Genomic DNA, 19,668 nt, shown 5'->3' with positions numbered 1-19,668 from the left:
GCGCCGTGCACGCCGCTTTCCGAGCGGCCGGTTAACGTGCTGAACTCGACGCGTCCTCGACGGTCCCACCGTCGCCCCCTGTCCGGAGTCGCCATGCGCCGCCTGCTTGTCCTCGCCCTTCTCGCCGCGCTGCCGGCCGCGGCGCAACAGGCGCCCGCACCCGCCACTCCGCAGCCGCCCGCGACGCCACCCAAGGAAGCGCCGGCCACGCCCGCGCCCGCTTCAGATCCGAAAGCCCCCGCGAGCACGCCGGCCACGCCCGCCGCGAAGGCTGCGGCCGATGTGAAGGCCGAAGAGGATTTGAACAAGGTGCCGCTCGACGACATCCGTCGCTTCGTCACCGTCTACAACGCGGTCAAGCAGGCCTACGTCGAGCCGGTTACCGACCAGAAGCTGATGAAGGCCGCGATCCACGGCCTGCTGCTCGACCTCGATCCGCACAGCACCTATTTCGACAAGACCGACGCCGAGGACTTTGACGAAAACGCACGCGGCGCCTACGAAGGCATCGGCGTCGAGCTGCAACGCCAGAAGGACGGCACGCTCAAGGTCGTGTCGGCGATCGACGACACGCCGGCCGCGAAGGCGGGCCTCAAGTCGGGCGACATCATCGTTGCCATGGACGGCAAGCCGTTCGGCCCCGATGCGGGCGACACCAGCGCGCCGCTGCGCGGCCCCGCAGGCAGCAAGGTCGTACTCACCGTCGTGCGCAAGGGTGCGAAGAAGCCCCTGGAGCTGACGGTGGTGCGCGACACGATCCATGTCACGTCGGTGCGTTCGCGCATGCTCGAGCCGGGTTTCGGTTACGTGCGCGTCGCCGCGTTCCAGGCCGACACCGCGGCCGACTTCGAGAAGGCGCTCGACAAGCTCACCGAAGGCGGCGCGCTGCGCGGGCTCGTGCTCGACCTGCGCAGCAATCCCGGCGGCCTGCTCACCAGTGCCGTGCAGATCGCCGACGACCTGCTCGACAAGGGCGGCATCGTGTCGACGCGGGGACGCATCCAGATCAGCGACGCGCAGTTCGCCGCGACGCCGGGCGACCGCCTCAAGGGCGCGCCGCTCGTGGTGCTGGTCGACGGCGGTTCGGCCAGCGCGTCGGAAGTGCTGGCCGGCGCGCTCAAGGACAACGGCCGCGCACGCATCGTCGGCAGCCGCACCTTCGGAAAAGGTTCCGTGCAGACGGTGCTTCCGCTCGACAACGGCGACTCGGTCAAGCTGACCACGGCGCGTTACTTCACGCCGAGCGGCAAGTCGATCCAGGCGCTGGGTATCGTGCCCGACGTGCCGTTCTCCGCCCCGCGCTCGGCGGACGACACGCGACTGCTGCTCTCGGAAGCCAGCCTGCCGGGCCACCTGCGCGGCGATGCCGACGACAACGGGGAGGCCGGCGACGTACTGGACGGCCCGGTCTACATCCAGCAGGCGCTGGCCGAGGTCAAGCGCATGGCGGGTGTGCCGGTTGCCGCCGCGCCGGCGAAGCCGGCGGCGAAACCCGCACCGAAGAAGAAGTAGGCCTCAGCGGGGCTTGCCGGGCATCGGGAACGGGGTGACGACCCGTTCCCCCGTCGCGGCATCGCGGATCGACGCCTGCGATTTCCGTTCGACTTCCTCGATCCGCACGATCGAATGCATCGGCAGGTGCAGCACGCGCGTGTTGCCGAATTCGTCGCGCAGGCGCTCCTCGGTCGGATCGACGACGACACCTTCGTTGACGTCGAACACCAGCTCGCCGACTTCGGTGAAGCCCCAGATTGCGCCGCTGGCGACGTGCCGCGCATAGAGCTCGTACACCTTGCCGGCGCTGAGGAAGGTCACCTTGTAGAGCGGCTTGGACATGTCGGCGGTCGGTTCGGCGGTGGCAGCGATGTGGGGCGCGATCGCCGCGGTTCAACAGCATGCGCCCGTCGACGTGGGCGCGCTCAGGTGGCGTGCGCGCGCTTCATCCGCCGTTTGATCGCCTTGCGCGAGAACAGCGCGAACGTGCCGCCGAACGCGAAGCCGGCGAGGTGCGCCGACCACGCGACCGCACCGAAGGCCGGGCCGACGAAGGTGTAGACCAGTTGCAGGCCGGCCCAGAGACCGATCAGCACCGCAGCCGGCATGCGCACGAACTGCAGGAACAGCCCCAGCGGCACGACCAGGCCGAGGCGGGCGGTCGGGAAAAGCGCCAGATAGGCCCCGACCAGCGCCGACACCGCGCCGCTGGCGCCGATGATCAGGCGATCGGGCGTGCCGATGACGAGCACGGTCGCCAGATTGGCGACTGCGCCGCCGACCAGGAACAGCGTCAGGAAGCGCCACGGCCCCATCGCGCGTTCGGCGGGCACGCCGAAGATCAGCAGGAACAACAGGTTGCCGACCAGATGCGCCCAGTCCGCGTGCAGAAACAACGCGGTGACGAGGCGGGCGAGGTGGCCATCGAGCACGGCGTCGCGCAGTTCCGGCCAGGACCGCAGGTCACCCGACAGCGCGCCCCATTTCATCACCAGCTGCTGGCGTTCGGCCTCGGGCAGCAGCGTAGTCACCACGAAGCAGCCCCACAGCGCGACGAACAGCGTGGGCATGGCCCACGGCAGCGACGGCTTCTCGCGAGGGGGAATGGCGACGAACACGGGGCGGTGGGAGGCTCCAGTCGGGCCCGGGCATCATGCGGGAAGCCCGCGTCCGCGCCCAGCCGGTCCGCCCGGCGGCCTATTGTTATGCAGGGGTTAAAGGCTATATTCGGCCCCGCATGGTCGCCGTCAGACGGCCAGCCCACAGAAGCCGGCCCGACCGGCACAGCAGAACTTTTCCTCGGAGAGAGACATGCAGAACGGCTTCATGCGCTTCACGGCGCTCGCGCTCGGCGTCGCCGGCGCGCTGGCGGTGGGCAACGCCCACGCCTCCGGCTTCCAGATCCGCGAGAACAGCGTCAAGAACCTCGGCCGCGCCAACTCGGGCACCGCCACGTCGAAGAACGACGCGTCGGTGGTGTCGAACAACCCGGCGGCGATGGTCAACTTCGACAAGAACGCCGTTCGCGTCGACCTGACCGACATCAACCTCGACGCCGAGTTCACCGGCGGCGGCAAGACCGCGGTGGGCACCAACCTCACCGGCGGCAACGGCGGCGACCCGGGTGACCCGGCCCTCGTTCCGGCCCTCGCGGCGGTGTTCCCGCTGTCGGGCGCGCTGGACAAGGTCGTGGTCGGCGTCAGCGTCGACGCGCCGTTCGGCCTCAAGACCGAATACGACCCGAACTGGGTCGGTCGCTACAACGCGATCAAGTCGGACGTGAAGACCGTCGACCTGAACCTGTCGGCCGCCGTCGCCGTGACCGACCGCTTCTCGATCGGCTTCGGCGCGATCGTGCAGCGCACGGACGTCACCCTGTCGAATGCGATCGACTTCGGCACCGCCGTCTGTGCCGGTTCGGGCAATGTCGCGAACTGCTTCAACGCCGCGTACCCGTTCCGTCCGCAGCAGAACGACGGCACCGTCGAAATCCAGGGCGACGACACCAGCTTCGGCTGGCGCGTGGGCATGCAGTGGCGCCCGACCGATGCGCTGAGCATCGGCTTCGCGCATCGCTCGGAAATCGACCACAGCCTGGCCGGCACCGCCGACTTCACCGTGCCGTCGGCCGTCGCTGCGATCCCGTCGATCGGCGCGGTGTACAAGGATCAGGCCGTTACGGCACCGCTGACCACGCCGAGCGTCACCACGGTGTCGGTCGAATACGACTTCACCCCGCAGTTCCGCCTGATGGCCGATTACCAGGCCACCGACTGGCACTCGCTGCAGGCGGTCAAGATCTTCCGCGCCGGTGGCGGCGTGCTCGGCAACGAGCCGTTCCAGTGGAAGGACACGAACTTCTACTCGCTCGGCGGCGAGTGGGATCTGAACCCGCAGTGGACGCTGCGCGCCGGTATCGCGAAGGACGAGTCGCCGACCAACGACACGTACCGCACGCCGCGCCTGCCGGACAAGGATCGCAAGATCTTCACGCTGGGCGCGACCTGGAACGTGTCCGACGCGCTGAGCGTCGACATGGCCTACATGCGCATCAACGTCGACGATCCGACCATCAACAACATCCACTCGTCGAGCGGTTCCACGCTCACCGGTACGTACACCGCCAACGCCAACCTGTTCGGTGTTTCGGCGCAGTACGCGTTCTGATCGAGTGCATCGCGTCACGAAAAAGCCCCGCTTCGGCGGGGCTTTTTTTATGCGCAAAAACGATGGCGATCAGCGTTTCACGTCGACAACGCGGACGTTGCGCGCCAACGTCTTGAAACGCACGCCGTCGTCCTGCACGACCGTGATGGTGAGGTGCCCGGTCTTGCTCGTATTGAGATCGCGCGCGACGCCGGACTTGCCAGCGTGCGTGCCTTTCACCACGTCGACGCGATCGCCGTCGCGAACGACTGCATCGTCGGTCATCGTCAGTCACCTAACGTCAGCAGCGACGCGTTGCCGCCTGCCGCGGTGGTGTTGACCGTGATCGTCTTCTCCGTCGCGAAGCGCGGCAGGTAGTGCGGGCCGCCGGCCTTCGGACCGGTGCCCGAGAGGTTCTGCCCGCCGAACGGTTGCACGCCGACCACCGCGCCGATCTGGTTGCGGTTGACGTAGCAGTTGCCCACCTTGATGCGCGACGCGATCTTCTCGATCGTCGCGTCGATGCGCGAATGCACGCCGAGTGTCAGGCCATACCCCGTCGCGTTGATCGCATCGATCACCGCATCGAGCTGGTCGGCCTTCCAGCGGATCACGTGCAGCACCGGGCCGAACACCTCGCGATGCAGCTGATCGAGCGAGCGCAGCTCGTACGCACGGGGCGCGAAGAAGCTGCCGTTCGCCGCGTTTTCGCCGAGCGAAACCTCCGCGATCTTCGCGACGGCTTCCTTGTCCATGCGCGCGGCATGTTCCTTCAGCACGCGCAGCGCGTCCTCGTCGATCACCGGGCCGACGTCGGTCGACAGCAGCCCCGGATCGCCGACGACCAGCTCCGCCATCGCACCGGCGAGCATCTTCGTCACCTTGTCGGCGATGTCGTCCTGCACGAACAGCACGCGCGCGGCCGAGCAGCGCTGGCCGGCGGAGGTGAACGCGGAGCCGATCGCATCCTTCACCACCTGCTCGGGCAGCGACGACGAGTCGGCGATCAACGCGTTCTGCCCGCCCGTCTCGGCGATGAGCACGCCGATCGGCGCGTTCTCGCGCGCAGCGAGTGCGCGGTTGATCGCACGCGCGGTGTCGGTCGAGCCGGTGAATGCGACGCCGGTGATGCGATCGTCGCGCGTCAACGCAGCGCCGACGGTCGCGCCGTCGCCCGGAAGGAACTGCAGCACGGCTTCGGGCACGCCGGCTTCGTGCAGCAGTTTGACTGCCGCGTAGCCGACGAGATTCGTCTGCTCGGCGGGCTTGGCGATCACGCAATTGCCCGCGGCGAGCGCGGCGGTGATCTGGCCCATGAAAATCGCCAAGGGGAAGTTCCACGGCGAGATGCACACGAAGGTGCCGCGGCCGGACAGCTGCAGCGTGTTCGATTCGCCGGTCGGGCCCGGCAGCGCTTCGGGCTTGAACATCGTGCGCGCCTGCTCGGCGTAGTAGCGCAGGAAGTCGACCGCCTCGCGCACTTCGGCGACGCCATCCGGAATCGTCTTGCCCGCTTCCTTCGTGCACAGCGCGATGTACGTCGGCATGCGCTGCTCGAGCAGGTTCGCGGCGTATTCGAGGATCGCGGCGCGGCTCGCGGCCGGCGTCGTGTTCCATGCATCGTGTGCGGCATTCGCATTGACCAGCGCGCGCTCGACCAGCGCCGAATCCGCGGCGATCCAATGACCAACCACTTCGCGACGATCCGCCGGATTCGTCACCGCGATGCGTTCGCCCGATGCCTTCGCACCTGCGACCAGCGGCTCGGCGAACCACGGCTGCGACGCCGCGGCATTGACCTGGTCGGCGAGCGTGCGCAGTGCGTCGTCGTTGGCGAGATTCACGCCCATGGAGTTGCTCCTGGAGATACCGAAGCTGCGGTATAGGTCGACCGGCAGCGGAATGCGGGGATGCGGAATCGATTCGAACTGCGACACGACCTCGATCGGGTCGCGGATCAGTTCGTCGACGGGTACGGACTCGTCGGTGATGCGGTTGACGAAGCTCGAGTTCGCGCCGTTCTCGAGCAGGCGTCGCACGAGATACGGCAGCAGGTCCTCGTGCGAGCCGACCGGTGCGTACACGCGGCACGGCACGTTCAATCGATCGGCGGGAATGACTTCCGCGTACAGATCGTCGCCCATGCCGTGCAGCTTCTGGAACTCGAACGCGCGACCGGCCGCCATGCGATGCACGTGCGCGATGGTCTGCGCATTGTGCGTCGCGAACATCGGATAGATCGCGTCCGACGAATCCAGCATCTTGCGCGCGTTGGCGAGATAGCTGACGTCGGTGTTCGGCTTGCGCGTGAACACCGGATAGCCCGGCATGCCGTCGACCTGCGCGCGCTTCACTTCGGCGTCCCAGTACGCGCCCTTGACCAGACGCACCGGAATGCGGCGGCCGGTGCGACGCGCGAGGTCGGCAATGAAGTCGATGACTTCCGGGCAGCGCTTGGAATACGCCTGGATGGCGAGCCCGAAGCCTTCCCAGCCGGCGAGCGACGCATCGGAATATGCGCCGGCGATGACGTCGAGCGAGAGTTCGAGGCGGTCCGCTTCTTCCGCATCGACGGTGAAGCCGATCGCATACGACTTCGCGAGCTGCGCGAGTTCGAGTACGCGGGGCGTCAGCTCGGCATGCACGCGCGCGCGCTTGGCGTGTTCGTAACGCGGGTGCAGCGCGGACAGCTTCACCGAGATCGACGGTGCACCGAACACGGCGATCGCACTCGACGGATCGACCGTGCCTTCGCCGCGCGAATGCTTGCCGATCGCATGGATCGCCATGCGGTAGGCGTCGAGATAACGGTCCGCGTCGGCCTGCGTGAGCGCAGCCTCGCCGAGCATGTCGAACGAATAGCGGTAATTCGCGTTGTCGCCCTTGCGCGAACGCGCGAGCGCTTCGTCGATGGTCCGGCCCATGACGAACTGGTGGCCCATGATGCGCATCGCCTGGCGCACCGCCAGCCGGATCACCGGCTCGCCGACGCGACCGACCAGGCGCTTGAAGGCGCCGTGCACGTCGCGCTTGGTCTCGTCGGCGAGGTCGACGAGGTGGCCGGTCAGCATCAGGCCCCAGGTGGACGCGTTGACCAGCACCGACGGCGACTGGCCCATATGACGCTTCCAGTCGGCGTCGCCCAGCTTGTCGCGGATGAGCTTGTCGGCTGTCTCGGCGTCCGGGATGCGCAGCAGCGCCTCGGCCACGCACATCAGCAGCACGCCTTCCTCGGAGCCGAGGTCGTACTGGCGCATGAAGGCCTCGATCGCGCCCTGGTCGGTCGCGCGGCGGCGGACGCGGGTGACCAGGTCGGCGGCGGTGGCTTTCACGGCGGCGCGGTCGGCCTCGGGCAGGCGGGCCTGCTCGAGCAGGCGGCGGACGTGAGCGGCCTCGTCGCGCACCCAGCCGGCGGTGATGGCCGCGCGCGGGCCCGGCGGCGGCGCGGGCAGCTCGGGCGCGATCAGAACGTGCGCCGGCGAGCTGCCGGGCACGACAGGAGACGGAGTCGACATCGAATCCCAACTACGGCGACGGAAGACGCGTAGTTTAGCGATCGCACCCCGGCGGAGCGCGGCCGAATGCCCGCCGAATGCGGCGTTTGCGACCGCTTTAACTTGCCGGGTGTGGCGCGCAGGGCTAACATTTCGCGGTTTCCGCCATGCTCTGGCCTGGCCAGTAACGCGGCCCACCCGGTCCGCGCGCGGCTCCCCTCCCTTCCGTCGATCGCGCAGGCGCGCGACGCGGGAAGGCAGCCGGCGGAAAAACCATATCCACGCCAATTTGCCGATTCTGGGGCTCGATCTGATGAAAGCCGGTCGTATCAAGCAGTGGGCTGCGGGCCTGATGGCCCTCGCCCTGCCGGTCCTCGCCTTTGCGCAGGAGGCCCTGCCCGAACCTTCGGCGCCGCACCGCTGGCAGCTGAACATGCGCGAGGGCGTCACGCAGATCTCGCACAACGCCTACAGCGCGCACATGCTGGCGCTGTGGATCTGCGTCGCGATCGGCGTGCTGGTGTTCGGCGCCATGGGCGTCGCGATGATCAAGTTCCGCAAGTCCAAGGGTGCGGTGCCGGACGTCGATTTCACCCACAGCACCAAGCTCGAGATCCTCTGGACCGTCATCCCGATCCTGATCCTGGTCGGCATGGCGTTCCCGGCGACGCACAAGCTCGTGAACATGTACGACGTCCGCGAGTCGGAGATGACCATCAAGGTCACCGGCTACCAGTGGATGTGGAAGTACGACTACCTCGGCCAGGGCGTCTCGATGACGAGCCGCCTCAAGCGCGAGAGCGACGCGATGCGCCAGAGCGGCCAGGTCCCGACCGCCGCCACCCATCCGAACTACCTGCTCGAAGTCGACCATGAGCTGGTCGTGCCGGTGGGCACCAAGATCCGCTTCGTGGTCACCGCCGACGACGTGATCCACGCGTGGTGGGTCCCGTCGCTGGGCTGGAAGCAGGACGCCATCCCGGGCGAGATCAACGAAGCCTGGGCAAAGGTCGAGCAGCCCGGCCTCTACCGCGGCCAGTGCGCCGAGCTCTGCGGCAAGGACCACGGCTTCATGCCGATCGTCGTCCGCGCCGTGCCGAAGGCCGAGTTCCAGCAGTGGCTCGCCGCGCAGCAGCCGGCCCCGGCCGCGGCCCCGGCCGCGCCCGCAGCTCCGGCCGAGACGCCCGCCGCGCCGACCGCCGACGCACAGCCGGCCACCGCCGCCGCCCCGAACACCGACGCCACGACCGCTCCGGTCGCCGGCTGATCGCACCGATTTCGCAGAGGTAGTCCCATGGCTGTCACGCATCCCGCCGCCGACCATCACACCGATGAGCACGGCCACCAGCAGGGCTTCATCGAGCGCTGGTTCTTCTCGACGAACCACAAGGACATCGGAACGCTGTACCTGGTGTTCTCGTTCGTCATGTTCATCGTTGGCGCGTTCCTGTCGGTGCTGATCCGCGCCGAGCTGATGAAGCCGGGTCTGCAGTACTTCGATCCGATGATGTTCAACTCGTTCACCACCATGCACGCGCTGGTGATGATCTTCGGCGGCGTCATGCCGGCCTTCGTCGGCCTCGGCAACTGGATGATCCCGCTGCAGATCGGCGCGCCCGACATGGCGCTGCCGCGCATGAACAACTGGTCCTTCTGGATCATGCCGTTCGCGTTCACGCTGCTGCTGATGACGTTCGTGCTTCCGGGCGGCGCGCCGGCCGGTGGCTGGACGATGTACCCGCCGCTGTCGCTGCAGGGCGGCTACAACGTCGCGTTCCTGATCTTCGCGGTGCACCTGATGGGCATCAGCTCGATCATGGGCGCGATCAACATCATCGCGACCATCCTCAACATGCGCGCCCCGGGCGTCGACCTGCTGAAGATGCCGATCTTCGTGTGGACGTGGCTGATCACCGCGTTCCTGCTGATCGCGGTGATGCCGGTGCTCGCCGGCGCGGTGACGATGCTGCTCACCGACAAGTACTTCCACACCAGCTTCTTCAACGTGGCTGGCGGCGGTGACCCGGTGATGTTCCAGCACATCTTCTGGTTCTTCGGTCACCCCGAGGTCTACATCATGATCCTGCCGGCGTTCGGCATCGTGTCGGAGATCATCCCGACCTTCAGCCGCAAGCCGCTGTTCGGTTACCAGGCCATGGTGTACGCGACCGCGTCGATCGCGTTCCTCTCGTTCATCGTGTGGGCGCACCACATGTTCACCGTCGGCATGCCGCTCGGTGGCGAGATCTACTTCATGTTCGCGACGATGCTGATCGCGATCCCGACCGGCGTGAAGGTGTTCAACTGGGTCACCACCATGTGGCGCGGTTCGATGACCTTCGAAGCGCCGATGAAGTGGGCGCTCGCGTTCGTCATCCTGTTCTCGATCGGCGGTTTCTCGGGCCTGATGCTCGCGATCGTGCCGGCCGACTTCCAGTACCACGACACCTATTTCGTGGTCGCGCACTTCCATTACGTGCTGGTGACCGGCGCGCTGTTCTCCATCATCGCCGCCACCTACTACTGGTGGCCGAAGTGGACAGGCCGCATGTACAGCCAGGCCATGGCCAGCTTCCACTTCTGGTGGACGATCATCTTCGTCAACCTGCTGTTCTTCCCGCAGCACTTCCTGGGCCTGGCCGGCATGCCGCGCCGTATCCCGGACTACAACGTGGTGTTCGCGGACTGGAACCTGGTGAGCTCGATCGGCGCGTTCGGCATGTTCCTCACGCCGTTCATCATGCTCTTCATCCTGTGGCACTCGAAGAAGTACGGTGCGCCGGCTGCGGCCCGCGTCTGGGAAGGCGCGAAGGGCCTGGAGTGGACCGTGCCGAGCCCGGCGCCGCACCACACCTTCACCGTGCCGCCGGTGATCCGCGACGGCGACCTCGCCCACGGCGACATCACGCACTGATCGTCGCGAGCTGACCGCATGACCGGCCCGAACCCATCGCAGACGAACGACGCCCGCATCGCGCGGGCGCGTCGCACGGCGCTGTGGTTCGGGCTGCTCGCGATCGCCGTGTTCGTCGGCTTCATCGCCTTCACTGCGCTCAGCCGATGACCGCGTCGACGCGCAATTTGGGGCTCGGCAAGCTGGTGGCGGTGTCGCTGCTGGCGTTCGGCTTCACCTTCAGCCTGGTGCCGCTGTATCGCATCGCCTGCGAGAAGGTGTTCGGCATCAAGCTCGCGCAGGGCCCGCAGCAGCAGGGCGGTGCCGGCGCGGTCGGCGCGCGCTGGGTGACGGTGCAGTTCGACGGCAGCGTCAACTCCAAGCTCGACTGGCAGTTCCATCCGGACCGGCTGTCGATGCGCGTGCAGGTCGGCAAGCCGTACGAGACGACCTATTTCGCGAAGAACGACGCATCGCGTGCGATCGTCGGCAGCGCCGCACCGTCGGTGGCGCCGTCGCGCGCGTCGAAGTATTTCGTGAAGACCGAATGCTTCTGCTTCACGGCGCAGACGCTCGCTTCCGGCGAGTCGCGTGAGATGCCGGTGCGTTTCATCGTGGACCCGGCACTGCCGCCGGATATCTCGACGCTCACCCTGTCCTATACCTTCTTCCGCAACGATACGTTGACCGCACGCTTGGGCCCCGCGCCCGCCGGCGTCGGCGCCGCACCGTGACGGAACCTTGAATCACGACCTACGGAACGCCGACATGGCCCACGCCCATCCGACCGATCGCAACGTCTACTTCGTGCCGCACAGCAGCCGCTGGCCGTTCTTCGGCTCGATCGCGCTGTTCGTCACGATGGTCGGCTTCGCCAGCTGGCTCAACGAGATCTCGTGGGGCCGCACGGTGTTCCTCGTCGGTGTCGCGATGGTGCTCTCGGTGCTCTTCATGTGGTTCCGCGACGTCATCCACGAGTCGGTGAAGGGCAACTACAACAATCAGGTCGACGTCTCGTTCCGGATGGGAATGATCTGGTTCATCTTCTCGGAAGTGATGTTCTTCGCTGCGTTCTTCGGCGCGCTGTTCTACACCCGCCAGTACGCGCTGCCGTGGTGGGGTGGCGAGGGTGACGGCGCGGCGACGCATGCGCTGCTGTGGGACAACTTCAGCGCCGGCTGGCCGAACAACGGCCCGGGCTCGGTGGGCGGTCCGTTCCGCACGATCCCGGCCTGGGGCCTGCCGCTGATCAACACGCTGATCCTGCTGTCGTCGGGCAGCACGGTCACTGCCGCGCACCACGCGCTCAAGGCCGGTCATCGCAAGTCGCTGCTGGTCTGGCTGGGCATCACGGTGCTGCTGGGCTGCCTCTTCCTCACGTTCCAGGCCCACGAGTACGCCGAGGCCTACACGCACCTCAACCTGACGCTGGGCTCGGGCATCTACGGCTCGACCTTCTTCATGCTGACCGGTTTCCACGGCCTGCACGTGACGCTCGGCACCATCATGCTGGCGATCATCTGGCTGCGTTGCGCGAAGGGCCACTTCGATCGCGACAACCACTTCGCCTTCGAAGCGGTGGCGTGGTACTGGCACTTCGTCGACGTGGTCTGGCTGGGCCTGTTCCTGTTCGTCTACGTGCTCTAAGCACGTCGATGCAGGACGCTCGACGGGCCGGCGCTTGCCGGCCCGTTGCGTCTGGGCGGCGCGGTGGGATCAGCGCGTCGGGTTCGATCCGACGCCGTGCAGGTCGATCCAGCCCATCCACGCGGCGAATGCCACGCCCAGGAACAGGATGATCGACAGCACGATGCGGCGGGTCAGCGCATTGACGGTGCGCTTGCTGCCGCCCTTGTCGACCAGCATGTAGTACAGGCCCGCGCCGAGGTTCCAGATGATCGCGATCAGGAACGCAATGACGATCAGCGTTTTCAGCGAATGGTTCACGCGCGGCTCCAGCGGTCTGCGGACGCGGATGCGTCGCCGCGCATTATCGCGCCGGGACATCGGGCTGTCGTGAGTCGACGCTCGACTCTGCTGATCGGCTGGACGCTCGCGCTGCTTGTCAGTGCCGGGCTCGCTCGCCTGGGGCTGTGGCAGAGCCATCGCGCCGTCGAGAAGGAACACCTGCTCGCGCAGGTGTCGCAGGTGCTGGCCGCGCGCCGTGCGCTGCCGTTGTCCGCCGCCGCGGATGCCACGCGCACCACCGCCTACGACTGGGCGGCCGGGCATGGCCACTTCCTCGATGCGCCGCCGTTGATGCTCGACAACCAGCAACGCGACGGCCGCGTCGGCGTGCATGCCTATGCCGCGTTCCAGCCCGACGCCGGTGCGCCGCTGCTCGTCGATCTCGGCTGGCTGCCGATGGGCATCGATCGTGTGCTGCCGAAAATCACGCTGCCGCGTGGCGAGCAGAACCTGCGCGGCCTGCTGGTGCCGCCGCCGTCGGCCGGCTTGCGCATGGGTGCACCGATGGCGCGCCAAGGCGGCGCCTGGCTCGTGGTGCGCCTGGAGCCCGCCGTTGTCGCGAAGGAACTCAAGCTCGCCACGCTCGCGCCGCGCGTGCTGCGCCTCGATCCCGCATTGCCGATCGGCTACGCGCGCGATCTCGAACTACTGGTCAACACCCTTCCGCCCGATCGCCACCGCGGCTACGCCGTGCAGTGGTACGGGCTCGCGATCACCATGCTGGCGATCGCGCTCGTCCTCACTTTCCGCCGGAGCCGCCGATGAGCGAGCAAGCCCCGACCGACCCGCAACGTGGCCGCAACCGGCTCACCCTGATCGCGATCCTCGTGCTGTTCTTCGGCTCGATGGCGGTCGCGGGCCTGCTGCGCTTCGCGGACATCCATCCGGCCGCGACGCGGCAGAAGGGCGAGCTGCTCGATCCCTACGCCGACCTGCGCGACGCGCGCCTGCGCGAGCTCGACGGTCGCGCCTACGCGTGGACGCCGATCCACCGCACCTGGCGCATCGTCGTGCCCGCACCGGCCGAATGCGATGACGCCTGCCGCCGCCGTGCGCACGACATCGGCGTGGTCTGGGAGGTGCTGGGCAAGGAATCGCAGCGAGTCGACGTGCTCTGGTGGTGCGGGGCGGCCGCCTGCCGCTGGCCGCAGGGCCTGCCGGCGCCGAGCACGGTGCACGTGCTCGCCAACGATCCGGCGCGCGCCCGACTTCCGCGGGTGGACGTGGGCGGCGGGCTGCCGGTATACGTCGTCGATCCGAACGGCTTCGTGGTGCTGCGTTACGCGCCCGACACCGACCTCGCGGGCCTGCGCGAGGACCTCACCCGTCTTCTGAAGCTCCAGTGACGCCCATGGGCTCGATTCCGCGTTCCGATTCGGTGCGTCCCACGTACCGCCATTTCCACCGCATCGCTTGGCTCGCGACGGCGCTGGCGGTGTGCGTCATCGTGTTCGGCGCGTTCGTGCGCCTGTCGAACGCGGGCCTGAGCTGCCCCGATTGGCCGACCTGCTACGGCCGCGCTGCGTGGCCGACGCATGCGTCCGACGTCGCGCAACACGCGGCCAATGCGATTCGCGTCGCCGAGCCGACCAAGGCCTGGCGCGAGCAGCTGCATCGCCATCTCGCCGCGACGCTCGGCACGCTGGTGTTCGTGCTCGCGCTGATCGCCGCACGCCGCCGGCCGAAGGGCATCGCGCAGGTGCTGATCGCGGGCGCGCTGGTCGGCGCGTCCATTCCGCTGTACATGCACGCGCAGTACGGCATCGCCGCTGCGCTCGCGATCAGCGGCGAACTGATCCTGCTCGCCGCGGCGATCCGCTGGGACAACACCGATCTCTCGCGTGTCTCCGCCCTCGCGTTGATGACGATCGTGTTCCAGGCGTTGCTCGGCATGTGGACGGTGACGTGGCTGCTCAAGCCCATCGTCGTCATGGGCCATCTGCTCGGCGGCCTGACCACGTTCGCCCTGCTGCTGTGGATGGCGTGGCATGCGACGAACCTCCCGATCCGTCTTGCCGAAGCCGACCGGCTGCGTCGTCTGATGGCGATCGGCCTCGTGCTGCTCGGCGTGCAGATCGCGCTCGGCGGCTGGGTGAGTTCGAACTACGCGGCCCTGGCCTGCGGCAACGAGTTCCCGAAATGCGTCGGTCAGTGGTGGCCACCGACCAACTTCCACCAGGGCTTCGTGCTGTGGCGCGGCGTCGGCGTGGATTACGAAGGTGGTGTCCTGGACGGTGCGTCGCGCATCGCCATCCAGATGGCGCATCGCATGATGGCGGGCGTCGTCTTCCTCTACATGCTGTGGCTGGCCGTGCGCCTGCTGCGCATCGCCGGCATGCGCGGCTGGGGCACGCTGCTCGCCCTGCTCACGCTCGCGCAGGTCGCGCTCGGCATCGCCAACGTCAAGCTCGGCCTGCCGTTGCACGTGGCGGTCGCGCACAACGCGGGTGCGGCGCTGCTGCTCGCCACACTCGTGACGCTGATCGCGCGCGTGCGCGCGCCGCGGGTCTGATCGCGATGCACCGCCGGAGCCTCCACCGATGACCGCGACGATGCGCCAGTATTTCGCGCTGACCAAGCCGCGCGTGGTCGCGCTGATCGTGTTCACTGCGCTGGTCGGCATGTTCCTGGCCGTGCCCGGTCTGCCGCCGCTGCGCGAATCGGTGATCGGCTTCCTCGGCATCTGGCTGGCGGCGTCGTCCGCCGCGGCGATCAACCAGCTGCTCGACTCGCGCATCGACGCGAAGATGGCGCGCACATCGTGGAGACCGATCGTGGTCGGCCAGATCACGCATGCGCATGCGCTGGTATTCGCGTTGCTGCTCGCGATCCTGTCGATGGTGCTGCTGGTGGTGTTCGTCAACACGATCACCGCCGTGCTGACGTTCGCCTCGCTCATCGGTTACGCGGTGGTCTACACCGTGTTCCTCAAGCGCGCGACGCCGCAGAACATCGTGATCGGTGGCATCGCAGGCGCCGCGCCACCGCTGCTCGGGTGGGCGGCCGTTACCGGCATGCGCGGCGAATGGGATTGGGCGCACGCCTTGCTGCTCGTGCTCATCATCTTCGTGTGGACGCCGCCGCATTTCTGGGCGCTCGCGATCTTCCGTCGCGACGACTACGCGCGCGCGCTCGTGCCGATGCTGCCGGTGACGCACGGCGTCGAATACACGCGCTGGCAGATCCTCATCTACACCGTCCTGCTCGTCGCGGTGACCGTGCTGCCGTGGGCCGCCGGCATGACCGGCCTGTTCTACCTCGGCGGCGCGCTGGTGCTGGGACTCGTGTTCCTGAGGCACGCCTGGCGCCTGATGGATCCGCCGGACGAGCTGTACGCGATGAAGGTGTTCAACTACTCCATCGTCTACCTGATGGCGCTGTTCGCGTTCCTGCTCGTCGACCATTGGCTGCTGCCGTGGCTGGAGCCGGCGTCGCCGATGGTGTTCCGGGCGGTCGGCTGATCGCGCGGCATCGCGCATCGACTGTGCCGTAAGGCACGGTGGCGCCGGCGCCACCGCTGCGATACTCGGCGTTCCTTCGAACACGAGTCCCGCCGTGCGCCGTCGCCTGATTGCTTCCGCCCTCGCCACGCTCCTTCCGCTCGCCGCGCAGGCGCAGCAGGCCACCGTCGTCACGGCCGATCGCCTGCTCGACGTGCGCACCGGCCAGTACGTCGAACATCCGCAGGTGGTGGTGCAGGGCGAGCGCATCGTGTCGGTCGGCCATGCGGGCGACGCGGTGCCGGCGGACGCCAAGCGCGTGGACCTGCCGGGCATGACGCTGCTGCCCGGCCTGATCGACATGCACGTGCACCTCGACAACGACCCGACCTACGGCGGCTACACGGGCCTGCAGTTCGGCGACCGCTTCTGGTCGGTGGTGCAGGTGGCGAATGCGCAGAAGACGCTGATGGCGGGCTTCACCACGGTGCGCAACGTCGGCAGCGACGCCTGGGACGACGTCGGCCTGCGCCAGGCCATCGACGAGCACAAGGTGATCGGCCCGCGCGTGGTCACGGCCACTTACGCGATCGGCGCGACTGGCGGCCACTGCGACTCGACGTTCTTCCCGCCGTCGATGGATCAGAAGGGTCCGTACAACGTCGACAGCCCGGAAGAAGGGCGCAAGGTCGTGCGCACGCTGAAGAAGTACGGGGCGCAGGTGATCAAGATCTGCGCGACCGGCGGCGTGTTCTCGCACGGCGATGAACCCGGCGCGCAGCAGCTCACGCTGGACGAGATGAAGGCGATCGTCGACGAGGCGCACATGGCGTCGCTGAAGGTCGCGGCGCATGCGCACGGCGCAGCCGGCATCAAGGACGCGATCCGCGCCGGTGTCGACACCATCGAGCATGCATCGCTGATCGACGACGAGGGCATCAAGCTCGCCAAGCAGCACGGCAGCTGGTTGTCGATGGACATCTACAACACCGACTACACGCAGGCCGAAGGCAAGAAGAATGGCGTGCTGGAGGACAACCTACGCAAGGACCGCGAGATCGGCGACATCCAGCGCGAGAATTTCCGCAAGGCGTTCAAGGCCGGTGCGCACATGATCTTCGGCACCGACGCCGGCGTGTATCCGCACGGCGACAACGCCAGACAGTTCCCGGTGATGGTGCGCTACGGCATGACGCCGGTGCAGGCGATCCAGGCGGCGACGCTCAACGCATCGGAGGCGCTGGCGAACAAGAACGTCGGCGTGGTCGAGGCCGGGCGCTTCGCGGACCTGATCGCGGTATCGGGCGATCCGACGCAGGACGTCACCGTGTTGCAGAACGTGCCGTTCGTGATGAAGGGCGGCGATGTCGTCAAGAACGCCCGCTGATCAACGACAACGAACACGCGGACACGCGATCGACGATTGCATCGGGGGCTCGACGGCCTGCGCGCCGGCCCCCATCTGTGGGTGATGCTGTTCCACTCGTAGGTGGTCGGAGCTGGGCCGTCGGGACTGCCTGGCGCAAGCGGGCTGGATGGCGTCGACCTGTCCTTCGTGCTCAGCGGTTGCCCGATCGGCTCGCAGCTGTTCGCGCCACTCCGTGTGCCTGGCGTCGCGTGATGCCGGCGCACTGAACGCCCGCCATCGCGAGTGTCCCGCGAACAGGACGATCGATTGCAGCGGTCGCGCTCGGGCGACGCCGCGGCCGCACCTAGATTGACGACATCGCTCCCGTATCGATGTCCGCCATGTCCCCTGCACCCGCCCTGTTCGTCTCCCACGGGTCACCCATGTTCGCGATCGAGCCGGGTCGCCTCGGCCCGCAGCTCGCGGCGCTCGGCCGCACGCTGGGTGGCGTGCGCGCGATGGTCGTGATGTCGCCGCACTGGCAGACACGCGGGCTGCAGGTGATGGCGACGCGGCGGCCGTCCACCGTGCACGATTTCGGTGGCTTTCCCGAAGCGCTCTACCGCCTGCGCTACGACGCGCCCGGTGCGCCGGATATCGCAGGTGAAGTGATCGCGGCGCTGCGCGACGCTGGCCTCGATGCGATGCCCGATGCCACGCGAGGCCGCGACCACGGCGCGTGGGTTCCGATGATGCACCTGCGCCCGCAGGCCGACCTGCCGGTCATCCAGGTCTCGCTGCCGCACGATGCCGATGCCGCCTTCGCGTTCAAGCTGGGGCGCGCACTGGCGCCGCTGCGTGCACGCGGCGTGATGCTGGTGGGCTCCGGCAGCCTCACCCACAACCTTTACGAGCTGCGCGGCGGCGTGCGCGATCCCGAATATGCGCAGCAGTTCGAGGACTGGGTGCGCGATGTGATCGCGCGCGGCGACGTCGACGCCCTCATCGGCTACCGCACGCGCGCCCCGCATGCCGAGCGCGCGCACCCGACCGACGAGCATTTCCTGCCGCTTCCATTCGCGCTCGGTGCGGCGAACGGCGATGCGTCGCAGTGGATCGACGGCGGCATGACCTACGGCACGCTGTCGATGGGCTCGTGCGGCTGGGGCCTCCCACAGGCCGCATGACGCCGCCTCCGCGACGGGGCGGTTATCGTCGCGGCATGCGCTTCGAACGCCTGCTGTCCAACGACCGCATCACCCGCCTGCGCCTGCTGCGCCAGCTGATGGGGCTGGGCAGCTACCTGATGTTCCTCGCACCGGGGCTGCTCGCGGTGCATTGGGGCTGGACGGCCTTCGGTTACGGCGGCCTGTTCGCGCTGGTCGCCACCGCGCTGGTGGTGAATGCGGGCTTCTTCATTGCGATTCGCAGTGGCTACAGCCAGCGCTTCCGCGACGCGACGTTGCTGGCGCCGCAGATCGTCGTCGCACTCGCGCTCGCGCTGGTCACGATGCACTACATGCGGCCGGAGGCGCGTGGCGTGATGCTGATGCTGTACGTCGCGATGTTCTTCTTCGGCATCTTCGGCCTGACCACGCGCCAGTTCCTGCGTCTCGCGGTGCTCGCGGTGGCGAGCTACGCCGGCCTGCTCGTGTACGAATTCGGCGGGTACGCACAGCACACGCCGATGTTCCGGCTCGAGCTGCTGCACCTCGTCGCGCTGGTGATGATCACGGTGTGGCTGTCCTTCATCGGCGGCTACTTCGCGGCGCTGCGGCAGAAGCTCGCCGACCGCAAGGACGCACTCAAGGACGCCCTCGCGCAGGTGAAGGAACTCTCCGAGCGCGATGAACTCACCGGCGTGCACAACCGCCGCCACCTCATGCGCGCGCTCGAGCGCGAACGCCAGCGTGCGTCGCGCGTGGGCGCGACCTTCAGCGTCGCCATCCTCGACATCGATCGTTTCAAACAGTTCAACGACGTGCACGGCCACCAGATCGGTGACGAGATCCTCAGCGGCTTCTGCGTGCGTGTTCAGCAATGCGCGCGCGAACTCGATGTGCTCGCTCGCGAGGATGTCGAGGAAGCCTTCGGTCGCTACGGCGGCGAGGAATTCCTGCTGCTGCTGCCGCACACGCCGTTGGCCGGGGCGTTGCGGTGCCTGGAGCGCATCCGCACCGATGTGGAGGCGACGCCGTTCCACACGTCGGCGGGCCCGATGCAGGTGACGTTCTCGGCGGGCGTGGCCGAATTCCGACCCGGCGAGAGCAGCGCGAATCTGCTCGCGCGAGCGGATGCGGCGATGTACGGCGCGAAGCGCGACGGTCGAAACCGGGTGGCGGCGGCGCGCGATGACGGTGCGCGCGTCGGTCAGCTGGAGTAAGG

Annotated in this window: 19 protein-coding genes; 14 read left to right on the top strand and 5 right to left on the bottom strand. The window is 67.8% G+C overall.

The genetic code is table 11. From position 1 onward, the window contains the following. Window positions 1–93 precede the first annotated feature (93 nt). On the top strand, window positions 94–1,512 hold the full coding sequence (locus DWG18_RS12410) for a S41 family peptidase (protein ID WP_115647481.1): 1,419 nt from the start codon (window positions 94–96) through the stop codon (window positions 1,510–1,512). A 3-nt stretch (window positions 1,513–1,515) separates the two neighbouring features. Here the strand turns inward: DWG18_RS12410 and DWG18_RS12405 are convergent, their stop codons facing one another. Both DWG18_RS12405 and DWG18_RS12400 read right to left on the bottom strand, forming a co-directional pair. Beyond that, complete coding sequence (locus DWG18_RS12405) at window positions 1,516–1,836, bottom strand: DUF1820 family protein (protein ID WP_115647480.1); 321 nt, start codon at window positions 1,834–1,836, stop codon at window positions 1,516–1,518. 83 nt (window positions 1,837–1,919) lie between these two features. Then, entirely contained in the window at window positions 1,920–2,612 is a 693-nt protein-coding gene (locus DWG18_RS12400) for a rhomboid family intramembrane serine protease (RefSeq protein WP_115647479.1), read from the bottom strand. Between the two features lie 193 nt (window positions 2,613–2,805). On the opposite strand from DWG18_RS12400, the gene DWG18_RS12395 reads away from it, so the two are divergent. After that, window positions 2,806–4,161 carry an outer membrane protein transport protein gene (locus tag DWG18_RS12395; protein ID WP_115647478.1) on the top strand — a complete coding sequence of 452 codons (1,356 nt, stop codon included), beginning with the start codon at window positions 2,806–2,808 and terminating at the stop codon, window positions 4,159–4,161. Window positions 4,162–4,230: 69 nt separating this feature from the next. On the opposite strand, the gene DWG18_RS12390 is transcribed toward DWG18_RS12395, so the two are convergent. Further along, window positions 4,231–4,425, bottom strand: coding sequence for an RNA-binding protein (locus tag DWG18_RS12390; RefSeq protein WP_115647477.1), 195 nt, complete (start codon window positions 4,423–4,425; stop codon window positions 4,231–4,233). Between the two features lie 2 nt (window positions 4,426–4,427). After that, the gene (gene putA, locus DWG18_RS12385) at window positions 4,428–7,655 is read right to left on the bottom strand and encodes a bifunctional proline dehydrogenase/L-glutamate gamma-semialdehyde dehydrogenase PutA (RefSeq protein ID WP_115647476.1); all 3,228 of its coding nucleotides are present in this window, start codon (window positions 7,653–7,655) and stop codon (window positions 4,428–4,430) included. A 292-nt stretch (window positions 7,656–7,947) separates the two neighbouring features. On the opposite strand from putA, the gene coxB reads away from it, so the two are divergent. Genes coxB through DWG18_RS12365 form a run of 5 tightly spaced genes read left to right on the top strand, consistent with a single transcriptional unit; the run spans window position 7,948 to window position 12,174 of the window. Then, window positions 7,948–8,901, top strand: coding sequence for a cytochrome c oxidase subunit II (gene coxB / locus DWG18_RS12380; RefSeq protein ID WP_115647475.1), 954 nt, complete (start codon window positions 7,948–7,950; stop codon window positions 8,899–8,901). Window positions 8,902–8,928: 27 nt separating this feature from the next. After that, entirely contained in the window at window positions 8,929–10,548 is a 1,620-nt protein-coding gene (ctaD, locus tag DWG18_RS12375) for a cytochrome c oxidase subunit I (RefSeq protein WP_115647474.1), read from the top strand. An 18-nt stretch (window positions 10,549–10,566) separates the two neighbouring features. Further along, a complete protein-coding gene (locus DWG18_RS15595) occupies window positions 10,567–10,698 on the top strand; it encodes a hypothetical protein (protein WP_255417304.1) in 132 nt (43 codons plus the stop codon). Next, window positions 10,695–11,261 carry a cytochrome c oxidase assembly protein gene (locus DWG18_RS12370; RefSeq protein WP_115647473.1) on the top strand — a complete coding sequence of 189 codons (567 nt, stop codon included), beginning with the start codon at window positions 10,695–10,697 and terminating at the stop codon, window positions 11,259–11,261. Before DWG18_RS15595 ends, DWG18_RS12370 begins: the two co-directional genes overlap by 4 nt. Before the next feature lie 34 nt (window positions 11,262–11,295). Beyond that, complete coding sequence (locus tag DWG18_RS12365) at window positions 11,296–12,174, top strand: cytochrome c oxidase subunit 3 (RefSeq protein ID WP_115647472.1); 879 nt, start codon at window positions 11,296–11,298, stop codon at window positions 12,172–12,174. Window positions 12,175–12,243: 69 nt separating this feature from the next. On the opposite strand, the gene DWG18_RS12360 is transcribed toward DWG18_RS12365, so the two are convergent. Next, a complete protein-coding gene (locus DWG18_RS12360) occupies window positions 12,244–12,474 on the bottom strand; it encodes a twin transmembrane helix small protein (protein WP_115647471.1) in 231 nt (76 codons plus the stop codon). A 69-nt stretch (window positions 12,475–12,543) separates the two neighbouring features. Here DWG18_RS12360 and DWG18_RS12355 point away from each other — a divergent pair, with 69 nt between their 5' ends. The 7 genes from DWG18_RS12355 (at window position 12,544) to DWG18_RS12325 (ending at window position 19,666) form a co-directional block, all read left to right on the top strand. Further along, entirely contained in the window at window positions 12,544–13,260 is a 717-nt protein-coding gene (locus tag DWG18_RS12355; protein WP_115647470.1) for an SURF1 family protein, read from the top strand. After that, window positions 13,257–13,841: a hypothetical protein gene (locus DWG18_RS12350; RefSeq protein WP_115647469.1), complete on the top strand. Its 585-nt coding sequence runs from the start codon at window positions 13,257–13,259 to the stop codon at window positions 13,839–13,841. The genes DWG18_RS12355 and DWG18_RS12350 overlap by 4 nt, the downstream gene beginning before the upstream one ends. A gap of 5 nt (window positions 13,842–13,846) precedes the next feature. After that, window positions 13,847–15,007: a COX15/CtaA family protein gene (locus DWG18_RS12345; protein ID WP_115647468.1), complete on the top strand. Its 1,161-nt coding sequence runs from the start codon at window positions 13,847–13,849 to the stop codon at window positions 15,005–15,007. Window positions 15,008–15,035: 28 nt separating this feature from the next. Beyond that, complete coding sequence (locus DWG18_RS12340; RefSeq protein ID WP_115647467.1) at window positions 15,036–15,956, top strand: heme o synthase; 921 nt, start codon at window positions 15,036–15,038, stop codon at window positions 15,954–15,956. Window positions 15,957–16,050: 94 nt separating this feature from the next. Then, window positions 16,051–17,322 (top strand): amidohydrolase family protein, encoded by a 1,272-nt coding sequence (locus DWG18_RS12335; RefSeq protein WP_115647466.1) that lies wholly within the window; start codon window positions 16,051–16,053, stop codon window positions 17,320–17,322. A gap of 362 nt (window positions 17,323–17,684) precedes the next feature. Further along, entirely contained in the window at window positions 17,685–18,470 is a 786-nt protein-coding gene (locus tag DWG18_RS12330) for a class III extradiol ring-cleavage dioxygenase (protein ID WP_115648175.1), read from the top strand. Between the two features lie 35 nt (window positions 18,471–18,505). Beyond that, a complete protein-coding gene (locus tag DWG18_RS12325; RefSeq protein ID WP_162823834.1) occupies window positions 18,506–19,666 on the top strand; it encodes a diguanylate cyclase in 1,161 nt (386 codons plus the stop codon). Window positions 19,667–19,668 lie beyond the last annotated feature (2 nt).

The sequence above is a fragment of the Lysobacter sp. TY2-98 genome (assembly GCF_003367355.1).
Lineage (GTDB): Bacteria > Pseudomonadota > Gammaproteobacteria > Xanthomonadales > Xanthomonadaceae > Cognatilysobacter.
Note: the sequence above shows the minus strand (reverse complement) of the source record. Positions and strands in the feature narration are given on the sequence as shown.

Excerpts from the sequence above, each read along its gene's own strand:
- DWG18_RS12345 (WP_115647468.1), top strand. The coding sequence starts at position 13,847 with ATGGGCTCGATTCCGCGTTCCGATTCGGTGCGTCCCACGTACCGCCAT.
- DWG18_RS12395 (WP_115647478.1), top strand. The coding sequence starts at position 2,806 with ATGCAGAACGGCTTCATGCGCTTCACGGCGCTCGCGCTCGGCGTCGCC.
- DWG18_RS12340 (WP_115647467.1), top strand. The coding sequence starts at position 15,036 with ATGACCGCGACGATGCGCCAGTATTTCGCGCTGACCAAGCCGCGCGTG.
- DWG18_RS12405 (WP_115647480.1), bottom strand. The coding sequence starts at position 1,836 with ATGTCCAAGCCGCTCTACAAGGTGACCTTCCTCAGCGCCGGCAAGGTG.
- DWG18_RS12410 (WP_115647481.1), top strand. The coding sequence starts at position 94 with ATGCGCCGCCTGCTTGTCCTCGCCCTTCTCGCCGCGCTGCCGGCCGCG.
- DWG18_RS12350 (WP_115647469.1), top strand. The coding sequence starts at position 13,257 with ATGAGCGAGCAAGCCCCGACCGACCCGCAACGTGGCCGCAACCGGCTC.
- ctaD (WP_115647474.1), top strand. The coding sequence starts at position 8,929 with ATGGCTGTCACGCATCCCGCCGCCGACCATCACACCGATGAGCACGGC.
- DWG18_RS12365 (WP_115647472.1), top strand. The coding sequence starts at position 11,296 with ATGGCCCACGCCCATCCGACCGATCGCAACGTCTACTTCGTGCCGCAC.
- coxB (WP_115647475.1), top strand. The coding sequence starts at position 7,948 with ATGAAAGCCGGTCGTATCAAGCAGTGGGCTGCGGGCCTGATGGCCCTC.
- DWG18_RS12390 (WP_115647477.1), bottom strand. The coding sequence starts at position 4,425 with ATGACCGACGATGCAGTCGTTCGCGACGGCGATCGCGTCGACGTGGTG.
- DWG18_RS15595 (WP_255417304.1), top strand. The coding sequence starts at position 10,567 with ATGACCGGCCCGAACCCATCGCAGACGAACGACGCCCGCATCGCGCGG.
- putA (WP_115647476.1), bottom strand. The coding sequence starts at position 7,655 with ATGTCGACTCCGTCTCCTGTCGTGCCCGGCAGCTCGCCGGCGCACGTT.
- DWG18_RS12370 (WP_115647473.1), top strand. The coding sequence starts at position 10,695 with ATGACCGCGTCGACGCGCAATTTGGGGCTCGGCAAGCTGGTGGCGGTG.
- DWG18_RS12330 (WP_115648175.1), top strand. The coding sequence starts at position 17,685 with ATGTCCCCTGCACCCGCCCTGTTCGTCTCCCACGGGTCACCCATGTTC.
- DWG18_RS12325 (WP_162823834.1), top strand. The coding sequence starts at position 18,506 with ATGCGCTTCGAACGCCTGCTGTCCAACGACCGCATCACCCGCCTGCGC.